The organism is Peristeroidobacter soli (assembly GCF_004138485.1).
Lineage (GTDB): Bacteria > Pseudomonadota > Gammaproteobacteria > Steroidobacterales > Steroidobacteraceae > Steroidobacter > Steroidobacter soli.
Genome location: NZ_RYEV01000003.1, coordinates 1279434 through 1295060, shown reverse-complemented (window position 1 = coordinate 1295060; position 15627 = coordinate 1279434). Strand labels below are relative to the sequence as shown.

General features: G+C 62.3%; 15 protein-coding genes. 6 read left to right on the top strand and 9 right to left on the bottom strand.

Translation table 11 applies throughout. From position 1 onward, the window contains the following. The first annotated feature begins 145 nt into the window (after window positions 1–145). Both EKO19_RS14400 and EKO19_RS14395 read left to right on the top strand, forming a co-directional pair. The gene (locus EKO19_RS14400) at window positions 146–1639 is read left to right on the top strand and encodes an ATP-binding cassette domain-containing protein (protein WP_129777073.1); all 1494 of its coding nucleotides are present in this window, start codon (window positions 146–148) and stop codon (window positions 1637–1639) included. An 86-nt stretch (window positions 1640–1725) separates the two neighbouring features. Then, window positions 1726–2124, top strand: coding sequence for a YciI family protein (locus EKO19_RS14395; RefSeq protein ID WP_129777072.1), 399 nt, complete (start codon window positions 1726–1728; stop codon window positions 2122–2124). Between the two features lie 39 nt (window positions 2125–2163). On the opposite strand, the gene EKO19_RS14390 is transcribed toward EKO19_RS14395, so the two are convergent. The 3 genes from EKO19_RS14390 to EKO19_RS14380 all read right to left on the bottom strand — a co-directional run bounded on the left by EKO19_RS14390 (window position 2164) and on the right by EKO19_RS14380 (window position 3982). Continuing rightward, window positions 2164–3141, bottom strand: a complete 978-nt coding sequence (locus tag EKO19_RS14390) for a DNA-methyltransferase (protein WP_129777071.1) — start codon at window positions 3139–3141, stop codon at window positions 2164–2166. 49 nt (window positions 3142–3190) lie between these two features. Then, complete coding sequence (locus EKO19_RS14385; RefSeq protein ID WP_129777070.1) at window positions 3191–3457, bottom strand: hypothetical protein; 267 nt, start codon at window positions 3455–3457, stop codon at window positions 3191–3193. 120 nt (window positions 3458–3577) lie between these two features. Continuing rightward, the gene (locus tag EKO19_RS14380) at window positions 3578–3982 is read right to left on the bottom strand and encodes a GFA family protein (RefSeq protein WP_129777069.1); all 405 of its coding nucleotides are present in this window, start codon (window positions 3980–3982) and stop codon (window positions 3578–3580) included. 257 nt (window positions 3983–4239) lie between these two features. Here EKO19_RS14380 and EKO19_RS14375 point away from each other — a divergent pair, with 257 nt between their 5' ends. The 3 genes from EKO19_RS14375 to EKO19_RS14360 all read left to right on the top strand — a co-directional run bounded on the left by EKO19_RS14375 (window position 4240) and on the right by EKO19_RS14360 (window position 7751). Continuing rightward, window positions 4240–5628, top strand: a complete 1389-nt coding sequence (locus EKO19_RS14375; protein ID WP_157995259.1) for a GGDEF domain-containing protein — start codon at window positions 4240–4242, stop codon at window positions 5626–5628. Between the two features lie 365 nt (window positions 5629–5993). Then, window positions 5994–6566, top strand: a complete 573-nt coding sequence (locus EKO19_RS14370; protein WP_129777067.1) for an HNH endonuclease — start codon at window positions 5994–5996, stop codon at window positions 6564–6566. Between the two features lie 720 nt (window positions 6567–7286). Then, a complete protein-coding gene (locus tag EKO19_RS14360) occupies window positions 7287–7751 on the top strand; it encodes a nitrate reductase associated protein (RefSeq protein WP_129777066.1) in 465 nt (154 codons plus the stop codon). A 7-nt stretch (window positions 7752–7758) separates the two neighbouring features. Here EKO19_RS14360 and EKO19_RS14355 read toward each other — a convergent pair whose 3' ends face one another. From EKO19_RS14355 to EKO19_RS14330, 6 genes are all read right to left on the bottom strand, one after another. Beyond that, window positions 7759–7968: a formate dehydrogenase subunit delta gene (locus EKO19_RS14355; protein ID WP_217705340.1), complete on the bottom strand. Its 210-nt coding sequence runs from the start codon at window positions 7966–7968 to the stop codon at window positions 7759–7761. Between the two features lie 5 nt (window positions 7969–7973). Then, entirely contained in the window at window positions 7974–8804 is an 831-nt protein-coding gene (fdhD, locus tag EKO19_RS14350; protein WP_129777064.1) for a formate dehydrogenase accessory sulfurtransferase FdhD, read from the bottom strand. Then, window positions 8797–11679: a formate dehydrogenase subunit alpha gene (fdhF, locus tag EKO19_RS14345; RefSeq protein WP_129777063.1), complete on the bottom strand. Its 2883-nt coding sequence runs from the start codon at window positions 11677–11679 to the stop codon at window positions 8797–8799. Before fdhF ends, fdhD begins: the two co-directional genes overlap by 8 nt. Before the next feature lie 15 nt (window positions 11680–11694). Beyond that, window positions 11695–13236, bottom strand: a complete 1542-nt coding sequence (locus tag EKO19_RS14340) for a formate dehydrogenase beta subunit (RefSeq protein WP_129777062.1) — start codon at window positions 13234–13236, stop codon at window positions 11695–11697. Continuing rightward, a complete protein-coding gene (locus EKO19_RS14335; RefSeq protein ID WP_129777061.1) occupies window positions 13233–13724 on the bottom strand; it encodes a formate dehydrogenase subunit gamma in 492 nt (163 codons plus the stop codon). The genes EKO19_RS14340 and EKO19_RS14335 overlap by 4 nt, the downstream gene beginning before the upstream one ends. A gap of 185 nt (window positions 13725–13909) precedes the next feature. Next, window positions 13910–14758 carry a class I SAM-dependent methyltransferase gene (locus EKO19_RS14330; protein ID WP_129777060.1) on the bottom strand — a complete coding sequence of 283 codons (849 nt, stop codon included), beginning with the start codon at window positions 14756–14758 and terminating at the stop codon, window positions 13910–13912. A 187-nt stretch (window positions 14759–14945) separates the two neighbouring features. Between EKO19_RS14330 and EKO19_RS14325 the strand changes: the two genes are divergently transcribed. Further along, window positions 14946–15614, top strand: coding sequence for a PEP-CTERM sorting domain-containing protein (locus EKO19_RS14325; protein WP_129777059.1), 669 nt, complete (start codon window positions 14946–14948; stop codon window positions 15612–15614). Window positions 15615–15627: the final 13 nt, after the last annotated feature.

The window sequence follows — 15627 nt, the reverse complement described above, 5'->3', positions numbered from 1 at the left end:
GCGGGTCGTCGCTGCAATTCGGCTGGATTTCGCATAGACTGCCCGCCTCTGGATGCAAATCCAGAGTCCTATGCGCCAATAAACAACCTCTGCATTTTCTATTTGCTCTCCTGCAGACGCGCACGCCTGTGCGCGGAGGTTGTTTATGTCTCCAGTTATCGTGGCGCGCGACGTCGCGTTTGAATTTTCCAATGGGCGCGAACTGTTCAAGGGCCTCAGCGTTTCGCTGACTGCCCAGCGCTCGGCGTTGGTGGGCCCCAATGGCGTCGGTAAAACTTGTCTGGCACGACTGCTTGCCGGTGAGCTCGAGCCGAGCAGTGGAGCGATTCAGCGTCAAAGCACGGTCACGCTCTTTGCTCAGCGTCAGCCGCCCGAGCCCATCGCTGTGGCGGACTATCTTGCGTCCGTCGAGCACTGGTCGCTGACGAGAGATCGACTGCTCGCGAATATCGATCGGCAGGCGCTGTGTACGACGCTGAGCGGCGGTCAGTGGATGCGGGTGCGACTGGCACGCGCGCTGGATGATGGATTTCTGATTCTCGACGAGCCGAGCAACGACCTGGATCGTGACGGGCGCGAGGCGGTATTCCAATTTCTGCGCGCGCATGCGAGCGGCATATTGCTGATCTCTCACGATCGTGAGGCGCTCGAGCTGTGCGACGAGATATTGGAACTATCCAACCTCGGCTTGATGAAGTTCGGAGGCTCGTGGTCGGAGTATGTCGTCGAGAAGGACCGCGAGCGCACCCGCCTCGGCGCGGCCCTCGATCAAGCGAAGCGAGAACGCGACTCAGCCATCGCACATCGCTTCGAACAGCAGGCTCGACAGGAAAAGCGCAATCGCCGCGGCGAGGTGGCTGCGGCTCGCGGTGGCATTCCCAGAATCCTCGCGGGCGGTCGCAAGCGTGCGGCTCAGGTTACAACTGGCAAGCGGGATGCTGCCCAGGTGGAGCGCGCCGAGGCCGCGGTGAAATCGGCGCACGAAGCGTTCGAGAACATGAAGCTCGATCCGGTGATGTACGCGGATCTGATGGGCCAGGCGCTGCCCACGCAGAAGCTCGTCGCCGAGGCGGACGGTTTCAATATTCGGTTTCAGGACTGGCTGTACGCGCACGACCTCGATTTCAGCTGGCGCGGCAATGTTCGACTTGCCTTGCAAGGCCCAAACGGCTCCGGCAAATCCACCCTGCTCAAAGCGCTGACCGGAGCGCCTCTGACCACGCGTGGTGAACTGAATCGAGGCCACCTCGTCACTTTATATATCGACCAACGTTGCAGCGTCCTCGACGACTCTCTGAGCATCCTCGACAACGTCCGCTCCGTCGCCCCCGGCAGCGACAGCGAAATCCGCACTCACCTGGCCCGCTTTCTTTTCAGCCGCGACACCGTCTTCCAGAAAGCCGGCTCCCTCAGCGGCGGCGAACGCCTCCGCGCCACCCTCGCTCGCGGCCTGCTGTCCACCGACAAACCCGAGCTCCTGCTGCTCGACGAGCCCACCAACAACCTGGACCTGGCCAACATCGAGTTCCTTGAAAATCTGGTCAGTGAATTCAGAGGGGCCCTGATCGTGGTGTCGCACGATCGGAGATTTCTGGAGCGGTGTGGGGTGTCGGGAGAATATGAGTTGCGGTCTCATTAGTTGCGCCCCGCGACGACGCGCCGGACAATGGCCTGCCGGTTTGTTATTCTGTCTATCCGTACAGTAACTCAATCAGGGGACGAGTGATGAGCAGCACCGAAGGTCAGTCTCAGTTTCTAGTGATTTCCAAGGGCTATTGGGATGAGGACAAGTCGCCCGAGCAGATTCAGGCGGCCATCGATGCATTTTATAAATGGCACGACGTGCTGGTGGCCCAGGGCAAGATGATTTCGGGGCAGCGCTTGCAGCCGGCGAAGATGGTTGTTTCCAAGCATGGCATCACCGACGGGCCGTTTGCTGAAACCAAGGAAGTGATTGGCGGCTACTGGCATTTCATCGCGAACAGCCTGGAAGAGGCCGCGGCGCTGGCCGCGCAGAATCCGTGTCTGGCGTGTGGGCTGAGTCTGGAAATCCGGCCGATCGAGCCCAAGACCTGCTCCGCATTCGACCGGACGACGGAGACGCCGCCGAGCCGGAAGAAATAACGTCACAACGTACTGACGACATGCGACCGCCGGTGCGGCTCAGTCGAGCGTCAGTGCCTTCAATTTTGGGAAAGCTTTGCAACCCATCGCGAAGTAAGTCACATCGCGCTCGGTGCCGATGGAGTGATAGCCCAGATGATCGGCGGCGGCGAGCGTGGAGGTGCTGCCCGCGAACGGGTCGTAAACGATGCCGATGCCCAGCGGCAAGGCCGCCCGCACGACCTGGCGCAGGAAACGTTGCGGCTTGAGTGAAGGATGAGGTGCGATCTCGCGCTCGACACCGCGCGTCGGCGAACAGGCGATCACATCCTTGAAAGGCTCTTCACCGGAGATGCGGCGCAGGCCGCCCGTGCCCCACTTGCGCAGGTTGTCGGCGGCGGTGCCTTCGAAAGGCTTTCTGAACAGGCCCCAGGGTTCCCAGCACGAGCGGGCCATCATCGAAACGTCGGAGAATTCCTTTTCGGCGCCCTTGGGACGATCGCCGCCACGCAGGGTTTGCACCAGCCGGATGATCTCGCCGCGTTTTTCAAAACCGGCGCGTTGAAAGGCATGAAACGTCATCGTCGAGAGCAATGGATTGGACGCGAGGAACACGTGCCCACCCGGCACGAGCGCGCGATTCAGGCCGTAAGCCAGCGCACCGAAGAAGTTATAAAGAGCGCTGACTTCCTCCTGCGACAGCACCGTGAATCGCGGCAGCGGGCTGCGCCTGGCGCCATCGAAGGACGGTGGAATGCGCCACACGCCGCCACGGCCCGCGCGCAGCTTGCGATGATTCTTTTCCTCGAACTCGACCATGCCATAAGGCGGATCGGTGACGACGGCGTGAATGGAATGCTCGGGCAACTCAGCGAGCCATTGAACGGCGTCCGCCAGCACTCCGGTCGCGCGCTCGGAAAGATGATGGCGGCGCTGCTCGCCATGATCTCGCACCCGCTGCCAGAGCTCGGCCTGACGTTCGACGAGCGCGGCACGCCACGATTTCGCTCGGCCGGCCTCGGAGGCGATGATTTTCATGCCGCCATTGTGATTCAACGTGTGCGGCAATCCAAGACGAGCCCTCGCCTCACCAGCACGTGGTCTTGGCGGCCCCGCGAGTCCCCGCCTGATTCAGCGTCAAGGTGCCGCAATGATCGGGGTCCTTGGCCGAGTCGTACGCCAGGCCGGCGATGAACGCGGAGTTCTCGCGCCCGGTGAACGGCGTCGGGATCGAGATGCCTTCGAGCTGCGCGACCTTCTGGGTCGCCGTGTTGACGTTGACTGTCGTATCGGCCGTGACCGTCGCGGGCCGCGCCGGCTCATCGGTGGTCCAGGTGCTGCCCCGGCGAGGCACAGCCGTCACCGAAGGCGGTGAGCTGAAGAGCGCCTGAGGGAATGACTATGCTGTCGCTGCGTACGAACTCACAGCGACGTGTAACTACGTAGGGCGCAGTTTATTCAGGTCGGCATCGACCTAAAGATAGCTGGTGACCTTCGGCTCGTGCATCCAGTCGTAATCGCGACCGTTGAGATAGCGCACCGGCAGCGCCGCCAACTCCTCATCCGACACGCCGTCCAGACACGCGATGTTGATGGACACGAAAGCGCCGCCGATTTCGGGCACGTTGCCATGACCGAAGGAACGCAGCCCGCAGCTTTTACAGAACAGCTGGTGCCCCTGCCGGGAGCCGAATTGATAATCGGTGAGTTGCGCTTCGTCGGTCTGCAGACGGAACGCGGCCGGCTTGATCACGATGCCCCAATAACGGGTCTTCTTGCAGATCGAGCAATTGCAGCGGGTCGTGCCCTGGCTCAGATCGATGTCCGCTTCGTAGCGAACGGCTCCGCAATGGCAGCTGCCCTGATAGGTCTTCAACATTGGCCGGCCTCCTGCAGATGTACGCGATGGTTGACTGAGCCGGCAGTGTAGTCGGCACTGCTGTCAGATCCTGTCAGCGATCGCAGCCATCGGGGGAACCCTGAACCGGCCACGGACAGCGGCTTCTTTTCGCATTCTGAGAGCCATTTCACTCAAGAAATCGACCACACGTTTCGATGACTACATATCACGCCCTGCGTCGCAGTTGCCGAAACAGACGACATACAGAATCAGCGCGGACTCTCGAGAAGAATGTTGTGACGACTGGCACCGATACTGACCTTTGGCGGACCAAGTACTTCGCCAGCCTGGACCGGCTGGATGAGCAGCAACTGCAGTTTCGTGCCATGGAAGCGGTGCTCAAACGGCTGGTCGGGCGGCTGTGCACGGCCGCGCTGGGCCTGGCGCCACCGCTCGATGAACAGATCCGGAGACTCCAGACGGCGATTCGTCGCGAGAGCCCGGCCGACGAGTTGGAAAAACTCACGCCCGCGCTCACCGAAGCCATTGGAGCGCTCGACCATCCCGTGCCGTCGTCCCCTGCGGCCATGAGCGCTCCGGTCAGCCCGGCGGCGCCGGCTCCGTCGCGCGATGCCTTGGTGAACGACGACCGGGTGCGTGCCATTCTCGCCGCGGTGATCGCCGAGCTGCGCCGGGATGCTGAGCTGGCCGCGCAGGTCGACGCGCTCGATCAGAAGCTGTCGAACGCACTGACCCAACATCAGTTGCCCGAGGTGCTCACGTCACTGACCGACCTGGTCGGCAAGCGTATCCGGCACATCGAACGCGCCAAACAGGAAATCGAGGACCTGCTCGGCCACATGGTCGGCAAGCTGGACGAGATCGGTGAGTTCGTCGCCGAGCAACATCAGAACCAGGCGCAGTCGCACGCCAGCACCCAGACCCTGAACACACAGCTGGTCGGCGAGATCAAGGCCATGGGCGAAACCGTGGACAGCGCCAACGACCTGCAACAGATCCGCCAGCAGGTTCGCAATCGCATGGACGCGATCGACAAACATCTGCAGGAATTCCGGCAGCGTGAGGCGACGTTCGCCGCGGCCATCAGTGCCCGCAGCGATCAGATGCGCTCGCGTATCCTCGAGCTGGAAGCCGAAGCCACGCGCCTGCAGAGTCAGTTGCAGGACGAGCAGCGTGCCTCGACCATGGACATGCTGACCCGCATTCCCAATCGTCAGGCGTATGACAAGCGTGTCGACGACGAGCTGCATCGTCTGCGTCGTTTCAAACAGGCGACCTGCCTCGCCGTGTGGGACGTGGATCATTTCAAACGCATCAACGACACCTACGGTCATCGCGCCGGCGATCGGGTGTTACAAGTGGTCGCCGAATGTTTCGCCAGCCGGATCCGCTCGACCGACTTCATCGCCCGCTACGGTGGCGAGGAGTTTGTGATGCTGCTGCCGGGCACGCACCTGGAAGACGCCTCGCGATTCAGCGAACGCATCCGCGCCGCCATCGCCGAGATCGGTTTCCACTTTCGTGGCTCACCGGTCTCCATCACTGTTTCCAGCGGCGTCACTGCCCTGTTGCCCGACGATTCCGCCGGTAGCGCGTTCGACCGCGCCGACAAGGCCTTGTATCGGGCCAAACAGGAAGGTCGCAACCGTTGCGTGACTGTCTGAAATTGGAAATATAAAAACAGTTGTGGTTGAAATATTCCATTGCTAGACTCGCCGCCGGTTTGAACTTTCGTCAATCCACCGAATACATGCACCTGAAACACGGCAACGCCTCTGAGAACACGCCACGCGAATTCATTCGCGGCGTGCTCGGCTGCCCGTCGCATTCAGGTCGCTGCTAACGCCCAGGGCTCCTGCCCCGAGGCGTAAGCCGGACGGGGCATCGAAGGAGCCAGGTCGCGCGGGAATCCCCGCCGGCCACCCCCTTCAAGTGTCTGGTCCAGATTTGTTTCAAAGCACGCGTGCGCGTGAGGCCGCCCCTCAGCTCACGGGTTGGTTCGTTCGACCACTACACAGGAGGAGCCACGATGAGTCCGCACATTCTCGCGCTTGACGTCGCCGGCGCTCCGCACCGGTGGATCAACGTTCGTCAGGCCGCGCAGTACTACGCCACCGACATGATCGCGTGGGCCGCCGGTCAGCACGAGTTCGTGCTGCACGGGGGTACGCAGCGGCTGACGGGGTTGCAGTCGATGATTCGAGCCAGCTCGATCATCGCCATCAAGGGCCGGGATTTCATGATCCGGCACTTCGATGTGGTACCGACCTTGAACAAGGACATGCTGCTGGCACGCGACCGTTACATCTGCGCCTACTGCGCGCAGCGGTTCCGCGCCGACCAGCTCGATCTGGAGCACATCGTGCCGAAGTCGAAGGGCGGCGCGGACTCGTGGATGAACCTGGTCGCTGCCTGCAAGGCGTGCAACCACCGCAAGGCGGACCGCACTCCCGAAGCGGCGGGCATGAAACTGCACTATGTGCCGTACGTGCCGAACCGGTACGAGGCGTTCATTCTGAGCAATCGCAAGATTCTGGCCGACCAGATGGAGTTCCTGCTCCTGGGCGTGCCGCGAAGCTCGCGACTGCACTTGAACGAATGAAACATCGGCGGACGGAACTGTTGCCGTCCGCCGCCAACAAGAATTTCGATGCGCGCGCGAGCGTGCATCGATACCAACGGTCCAGGCCCGTAACTTCAGTGTCAGCGGCTGTGGGTTCCACCACACTGGCACGCTGCAGCCCTGCTGCTGTGTGTACCGACGCGGGAGTTCGCCTGATCCGACAGCAATGTAGCTCAGTGGGTAGAGCAAGCAGTTCATCTGCTCGGTCGAGGGTTCGATTCCCTCTATTGCAATCACGACTCTGAAAAAGTCGCAGGTAAGGCCGCAAGGCCGGGGTTCGACTCCCCCTGTAGATGCCAGTCAAGCATCACCTCGCGAAGCGAAAGCTTCGCACCCGAGGTACCCCTGCGGTCAGCAATGAACCGCAACGCGTGCCAAGCCTTGAGCGTCGCAGCTCGATGCGGCCGGGCCCGGTGCAACGTGATTGTCGAATATTCGCTCGCGCAGGGAGGCGCAAGCGCTGACGACAATCGCCTGCATCGGCGATGACCGCATCGACCGCGACGACCGCGCGACAGGCGTGGGGTGGCCTCGGACCTATACAAGCGGCGCGACTCGTGACGGTCGCGCGTTGGACGATTATCTGTCATCCAGGTCCCCGCGACCTGAGGCGCGCGACACGGAGCTGAGGCATGGACGCACCCGGGCCCGGCGGGCAACCGCTGGGCCCGTTTATTTTTACGGGTGTAGAATGCCCGCATGAACACCAACGCCACGATCTTTCAGTTCGAAAAGGATTTTGCCGGCGCCCTGTACTGCATTCCCATGGCCGTGCGCCGCAAGCTGGATCTGTGCGGAGTCAAGGTGTCGTTGAAACAATGGAATCATTTCTCGCTCGACGAGCGCGAGCTGCTGGTCGCGCAGGCCTGCGACACCCCGGTCGAAATCGACGATTACGGTCGCTACGTCGCGGGCGTGATCGAGAACCGGACCCACCAGCCGGCGCAGCTGCTGGACAGAGACGATGGCGCCGAATGGAACGACACCAACAGCGTGCCAGAGCGCGTGGTGGATTATTCGATGGAGCGCGACGTCACGCCGCCGACGCCGGCGCAGTGGGCCGCACTGAGCCCGTTGCAACGGTTCGCGATTTTCAAGCTCACCCGCCCCGGTCATTCCAACGAAAACTTCGAACCCGCGATGCGCGAGTTCGGTTTGATCTAGATCTAGATCAAGCCTTGGCCGCGGTTTCCTCGGCCAGCTGCTGAATCGCGGCCCGCACCGGACCTTCGAGCTCGCCCCCGCCGGTTTCGTTGTAGTACGCGATGATCCGCGAGCGCATCCGGGGATCCCAGTACCTATGGATGTGCTGACGAATACTCGCAGCCGCGACTTTCTTGTCTTCCTCGTTGGCGAAGAAGGCGCCGATGTCGTTGGCCATGCGAACTAAGTAGTCGATGTGCATAGAAGTCGCGAAGGATGAGCGTAGACCACGTGTTGATGCTCACGCGCGAAGCCGATCAACGTCAGGCCCGCCGACTCCGCCATGCGAATGGCGAACGCGGTGGGAGCGGACACCGCGGCGAGCAACGTGCCACCGACCGTGACTGCCTTCTGAACCATTTCATAACTCGCGCGGCTGGTCACCACGAAGTATCCATAGTTGAAATCGCCACCGGCGCGAACCACCGCCCCGATGACCTTATCCAGTGCGTTGTGCCGGCCGACATCTTCACGCACCAGCTTGATGCCGGACTCCGGCATCACCCAGGCAGCGGCGTGAACGCTGCCGGTCCGCAGATTGATCTCCTGCCGGTCACGCAGGTTTCTCAACGCATCGTGCAGCGACGTCACATCGACACTCACCCCGCCCTGCACCGGCGCCGGCGAACGGATCGCATCTTCCACCGTCTGCGCACCACACAGACCGCAACCGGTGCGACCCGTCATGTTTCGCTGGCGCCGTAGCAGCTCGGACAGCTTCGAGGCGGTGATGCCGATGCGCACTTCGAGCGTTCCGTCGTCACGCGTCGCCGACTCGACCGACACGATCTCTTTCGGCGAGTCGACGATGCCCTCGCTCAACGTGAAGCCGATGGCGAGATCTTCCAGGTTCGCCGGCGTCGCGAGCATCACCACATGCGGCACGCCGTTGAACACCAGCGATACCGGCAGCTCTTCGGCCACCTGATCGGCGACGCGCTCGATGTCGCCATCGCGCCAGCGATGGACCGTGACCTCACAACTCGTCGCCGGCACGGCTCTGGCTTCAGACATGCACGTCCGCGTCGCGCCGAATGCGCGTATTTCGCTCGGTCAGCTCGTGATATCGCTTCTGCCACTCCGAGGGCTGATTGACCTTCACGACCTGCACCGCCGTCACCTTGTACTCGGGACAGTTCGTCGCCCAATCCGAGTTGTCGGTGGTCACGACGTTCGCGCCGGATTCCGGGAAGTGGAACGTCGTATAGACGACGCCGGGCTGCACCCGATCCGTCACCTGCGCGCGCAACACCGTCTCGCCAGCCCGGCTCGCGATGCCGACCCAGTCGCCCTCGAGAATGCCGCGCACGTCGGCGTCGTGCGGATGAATCTCCAACCGATCCTCATCGTGCCACACCACGTTGAGAGTCCGGCGCGTCTGCGCGCCCACGTTGTATTGAGTGAGAATACGCCCGGTCGTCAGCAGCAGCGGGAAGCGGCTCGTCGTCTTCTCGCGCGTCGGCACATAGTCCGTCACGAAGAACTTGCCCTTGCCGCGCACGAACTGACCGATGTGCATCGTCGGCGTGCCATCGGGCGCCGCCTCGTTACACGGCCACTGGATGCTGCCGAGCTTGTCGAGCTTCTCGTAGCTCACACCCGTGAACGTCGGCGTGAGCGCGGCGATCTCGTCCATGATCTGCGAGGGATGCGTGTAGCTCATGGGATAGCCCAGTGCATTCGAGAAACGCACGGTGGCCTCCCAATCTTCCAGACCGCCGAGCGGCTGCATGACCTTGCGCACCCGGCCGATACGACGCTCGGCATTGGTGAACGTGCCGTTCTTCTCCAGGAACGAAGAGCCCGGGAAGAACACGTGCGCGAACTTGGCGCTCTCGTTCAAGAACAAGTCCTGCACGACGACACATTCCATCGCCGTCAGCGCCGCGGTCACATGATTGGTGTTCGGATCGGACTGCGCGATGTCCTCGCCCTGGATATAAAGTGCGCGGAAGCTGCCATCGAGGGCGGCTTCGAACATGTTCGGAATGCGTAGTCCCGGCTCGGAGTCCAGCTCCACGCCCCACTCCGACTCGAACGTCGCACGAACCGCGTCGTCGGACACGTGGCGATAACCGCTGAACTCATGCGGGAACGAGCCCATGTCGCACGAGCCCTGCACGTTGTTCTGACCGCGCAGCGGATTCACACCGACGCCGACACGCCCCAGATTTCCCGTAGCCATGGCGAGGTTCGCGATGGCCATGACCATCGTCGTGCCCTGACTGTGCTCGGTAACGCCAAGACCATAGTAGATCGCGCCATTCGGAGCCGACCCATACAGCCTGGCGGCGGCGCGCACGGCCATGGCCGGCACACCCGTGATCGCTTCCATTGCCTCCGGCGAATTCTTCGGATCGCTGACGAACGCCTGCCATTTCTCCCAGGACTGCGCCTCGCAACGATCGGTGATGTACTCATCGTGCGCCAGGCCTTCGGTCACGATCACATGCGCAATGGAATTCATCAGCGCGACGTTCGTGCCCGGGCGCAGCTGCAGGTGATAGTCCGCCTCGATGTGCGGCGTGCGCACCAGCTTGATCTGGCGCGGATCGATGACGATCAGCTTCGCGCCCTGACGCAGCCGGCGCTTCATCTGAGAGGCGAACACCGGATGGCCTTCGGTGGGATTGGCGCCGATCAGCATGATCACATCGGCTTGCATCACCGAGTCGAATTCCTGCGTGCCCGCCGATTCGCCGATCGTGTTCTTCAGGCCGTAGCCAGTGGGCGAATGACACACGCGGGCGCAGGTATCGACGTTGTTGTTGCCGAACGCGGCACGCACCAGCTTCTGCACCAGGAAGGTTTCCTCGTTGGTGCAGCGGGAGGACGTGATCCCGCCCACCGAATCCCGGCCGTACTTCGCCTGGATGCGCTTGAACTCGGCGGCCGCGTAGTTGATCGCTTCGTCCCAGCTCACTTCGCGCCACGGATCGGTGATCTTGCTCCGGATCATCGGCTTGGTGATGCGATCGGCGTGCGTGGCGTAGCCGTAGGCAAACCGCCCTTTCACGCAGGCATGACCGTGATTCGCATGGCCTTCGCGATACGGCACCATGCGGATGACCTGCTCACCCTTCATCTCCGCTTTGAATGTGCAGCCGACACCGCAGTAGGCGCAGGTCGTGGCGATTGCTTGCTCGGCCTTGCCGAGCGACAGCACGGACTTTTCAGTGAGCGCCGTCGTCGGGCACGCCTCGACACAGGCGCCGCAGGACACGCATTCAGAATCCAGGAACGACTCGGCCTGACTCGCCGACACTTTCGAATCGAAGCCGCGCCCCTCGATGGTCAGCGCGAACGTTCCCTGAACCTCGTCGCAAGCTCGCACACAACGGGAGCAGACGATGCAGGCATCCTGATTGAAGACGAAGTAAGGATTGCTCTCGTCCTTCGACGAGTGCTGATGCGTGCGACCGGCAGCGATCCCATCGACTCCAGACAACGAGTAACGTGATTCGCTCACGCCCGCAGCCGCCGCCATTTCATGCAACTCGCAGCGGTTGTTGCTGGAACAGCATTCCGCTTCGGACGGATGATCGGAGAGATACAGCTCGAGCACGTTGCCGCGCAGCTGACCGAGCTTCTCGCTCTGGGTGCGGATCTTCATGCCATCGGCGACGGTCGTCGTGCACGACGCCGGATATCCTTTGCGCCCCTCGATCTCCACCAGACACAGCCGGCAGGAGCCGAACGCTTTTAGCGAACTGGTCGCACACAGCTTGGGAATTTGATTCCCCAGCTGCGAGGCCGCGCGCATGATGGACGTGCCGTCGGGCACGGTGACGCTGAAGCCGTCGATTTCGACGGTCACTTGCTTGACCGCGCCGGCGGCGGGCTCCGGCACCGCCGGTGTGCCTGGATCGATGAAATCGAGTGCGTGCATGGCTACAAACTCCGGCTACTGCACAGTCTTGCGAAAATCTTCAGGGAAATATTTGAGCGCGCTTTGCACCGGGAACGGCGTCATGCCGCCCAGGCCGCACAGCGATCCGTGCAGCATGGTGTCGCACAGCTCCTCGACCAGCTGCAGATTGCGCTCGCGATCGACGTTGGCGAGCACGCGATCCATCAGCTCGACACCGCGCGTCGAGCCGATCCGGCACGGCGTGCATTTGCCACAGGATTCCTTCGCGCAGAATTCCATCGCGTAGCGCGCCATGCCGGCCATATCGACCGTGTCATCGAACACCACGACGCCGCCATGACCCAATAACGCACCAATGGCGCTCAATGCTTCATAGTCAATGGCCGTGTCGAACTGCGACGCCGGAATGTAGGCGCCCAGCGGACCACCAACCTGCACGGCGCGGATCTCCCGCCCCGAGGCGGAGCCGACACCGTAGTCATAAATCAGCTCACGCAGTGTGAGCCCGAACGCGCGCTCGATCAGGCCGCCATGTTTGATGTTGCCCGCGAGCTGCAACGGAATCGTGCCGCGCGACTTACCGGTACCGAAATCTTTGTAGAAATCCGCGCCCTTCGCGAGAATCACCGGCACCGAGGCGAGCGAGATCACGTTGTTCACGATCGTGGGCCGACCGAACAGGCCTTTGATCGCTGGCAGCGGCGGACGCACGCGAACTTCGCCACGCTTGCCTTCCAGGCTTTCGAGCATGGAGGTTTCTTCGCCGCAAATATAGGCCCCCGCGCCCAGCCGCACTTCGAGCTCGAACTGCTTGCCACTGCCAAGCACGTTGCTGCCCAGATAACCACTCGCGCGAGCCGCGGCGATGGCTTCGTTCAAGGCGCGATGCGCATGCGGATACTCGGCCCGCAAATAGATGTAGCCCTGAGTGGCGCCGACCGCGATGCCCGCGATCGTCATGCCTTCGATGAGCATCAGCGGGTCGCCTTCCATCAGCATGCGATCCGCGAATGTGCCCGAGTCGCCTTCGTCGGCATTGCACGTGACATATTTCTGCTGGGGCGGTTGATCGAGCACCGTCTTCCACTTGATGCCGGTTGGAAAAGCGGCGCCACCGCGGCCACGAAGGCCCGACTGAGTGACGGCGTCGACAATTTCTCCCGGCGACATGGCGAGCGCGCGCTTCAGCCCGGCATACCCCCCGTGAGCAACATAGTCGTCGACCGAAACCGGATCGATGATGCCGACGCGTGCAAAGGTGAGGCGCTGCTGACTCTTCAGCTCCTTGATCTCTTCGGTCGGACCAAGGTGCAGCGGATGCGCCTTGCCCTCCAGGAAGCCCGCATCGAACAGACTGGGGACGTCTTGAACGGTCACCGGTCCGTACGCGTGACGGCCTTCGGCCGTGGCGACTTCGACCAGCGGCTCCAGCCAGAACAGACCGCGTGAGCCATTGCGGACCAGCTGAGCCCGCAACCCACGACGCTGCGCTTCGCGCTCGATCGCGGCGGCGACTCGCCCCGCGCCCAACGACAGCGCGGTTGCATCCCGAGGTACATAGACTTTGATATTCATGACAGCGGCGCGATCAAGGCGTCAAAGGCATCCGGCGTCACGCGACCGTGCAACTCGCCGTCGATCATCACAGCCGGGCTGCAAGCGCAGTTACCCAGGCAATACACCGGCTCCAGCGTATAGCGACCATCCGCGGTGGTCCCGTGCAGCTCGACGCCGAGCTTGCGCTGAACGTGCTCGGTCAGCTTTTCACAATGCATGGAGCGGCACGCTTCCGCCTGACACAGCTGGATGACGTGACGGCCGACCGGCGCCTGCCGGAAGTGATGATAAAAGGTGACGACGCCGTGCACGTCGGCGCGCGACAGATTCAATACCTCGGCAATGAGGGGAATCGCGGCAGGCGGCACGTAGCCGAGCCGGTTCTGAACGTCGTGCAACACCTGTAGCAGCGGCCCGGGCCGCCCTTGCTGAGCCGCCAGCGCGGCCTCGATCTGTTCGCGAGTCAAGTCATCCAGCGGATCGCGCAATGCCCGATCTGCACTCATATAAATCACCCCCACCAGCCTGCCCCGAGTGTGACACCGAAGTGCGGAATCGACCACCGCGGGCGCGTCATTTCGACCGGGCGGTCTGGCTGGATAGTGGAGATCGGCCGTATTTTTATCGATATCGGGCCAGGGCGCAGCGCCCGGGCCCGAGGTTCAACTACAGCCCCCGGCCGGGCCGCCGATCAGCGACCGCCCTTGCTCGCCAGCACCCCGTCGCCGTGTGGCCTGGCCTTCAGTCCGCTGCGCTTGAGGCGGGCCGCGACTTCATTGGGCACATCGCGGCCGGTCGTGAGCTTGTTGGGCGAGCCGGTGTAATGAAACATTCGCCCGCCTCGCTTCAACACTCGCGCGAGCTGATCGTAGAACTCCTGCGAGTACAGCTCGCCGGCGATACCGAAGCGCGGCGGGTCGTGGAGGATCGCGTCGACGGACGCATCCGGCAGCTCGACGATCTTCTCGGCGACGTCGCCCTGAGTGAGACTGAGCGCGCCACCGACTGCTGGCGACCATGGATTGAGCCCACGCAACCAGATCACATCCGGATTCTTTTCGAATGAAATGATCCGCGCCGCTGCATCCGCCAGGCACCACACGGCGAAGTAACCCAGACCGCCACACGTATCGAGGATCACTTTGCCGCGCGGCTCGATCAACGCGACTTTGGTTTGCGCATCTTGATAAGGCGAAATCTTCTCGCTCACCAGCATCTTGATGCCGTCGATCTCGAACGTCGGCGGCCCCCACTGCGTGGGCACCAGCTTGATGAGCGACGAACTGAACCGGGACACCGGCGCGAACTCGCCGTCACTCCAGTAATAAACCGTGCGCTCCTTGCACTTCTGCAGATGCGGATATCGCTGCGCCTGCCACGTCCAGCCGGATTCATCGAGAGTCACGCTCGTCATGGTGCGATCCAGATCGAGCGAGCACGTCAGCTCGGCGGCGCCCGCACGTCGCGCTTTCTGAAACTGCTCGTGAACTTTCAATGTCAGCAACGGCCCTTGCGCCTTTGGTTCAATGGATCCTGTCATGCGCGCAATGATACCGAGGCTGCCCGTTTTACGAACGCATCGGCGCAAGGTGCAGGTAAATTTCCTGCTGTCACGAATCACGACAGTAGCGCTCGGCGACAGCACGCGTACACTGCAGCCGGGTTCGGCGATTTCACTTATGATCGCGAGCAGACCCCCTAGAGCAAGTTGACGACAGGGAGACCGGATGATGCGCAAGGCGAGTCTCTGGGCAGCGTGTGTGGGCTTGATCTGGTCGGCGACCTCGTCGGCCGTTCCCGTCTATTACACGTACGGTTATTTCGGCGACGGTCGCAGTTACGAGAACGGCGACGACCCGACGTTCAGGTTCACGATGGAATACGACGTGGACCAGCAGGCCACCTATCTGGATGGCAGCGGCATGCTGGTCACGCAGCAGGATCAGGGGCTGCACACCAATCCCAGCGATCCGTGGTTCGGTCATTATCAACTCGATTATTTCCACGCCCGTCTGGCCGGCACGAGCGAAGCGCTCGCCGCGGATCTGTCATTGCCGAATGAAAGCACCAGCTTCCGGCAATTTCTGGGTCCCGATCCGACGCAGCCGTTTTATGAAGACGTGATTCGCTGGGAATCCGGCGATTATTTCATTCAGCTGGTGCGCACCTCGGTCATCGACGCGCCCATCGGCCATGCCTTCTCGTTCATCGCCGACATCGGTCTCGGCCAGAACATGATCTGCCTGGGCACCTGCGGCGAGAACCTGCGACTGGTCGCGGTCTCCTCGCTCAACAACATTCCCGAACCCGGAACAATCGGACTGTTCGCTGTAGCCGCGGCCATCGCATTCGGCGCCAAGCGTCGGCGTTCGGCGACACAGAGCGCTCGCACCTGACGCGAGCGCTCCC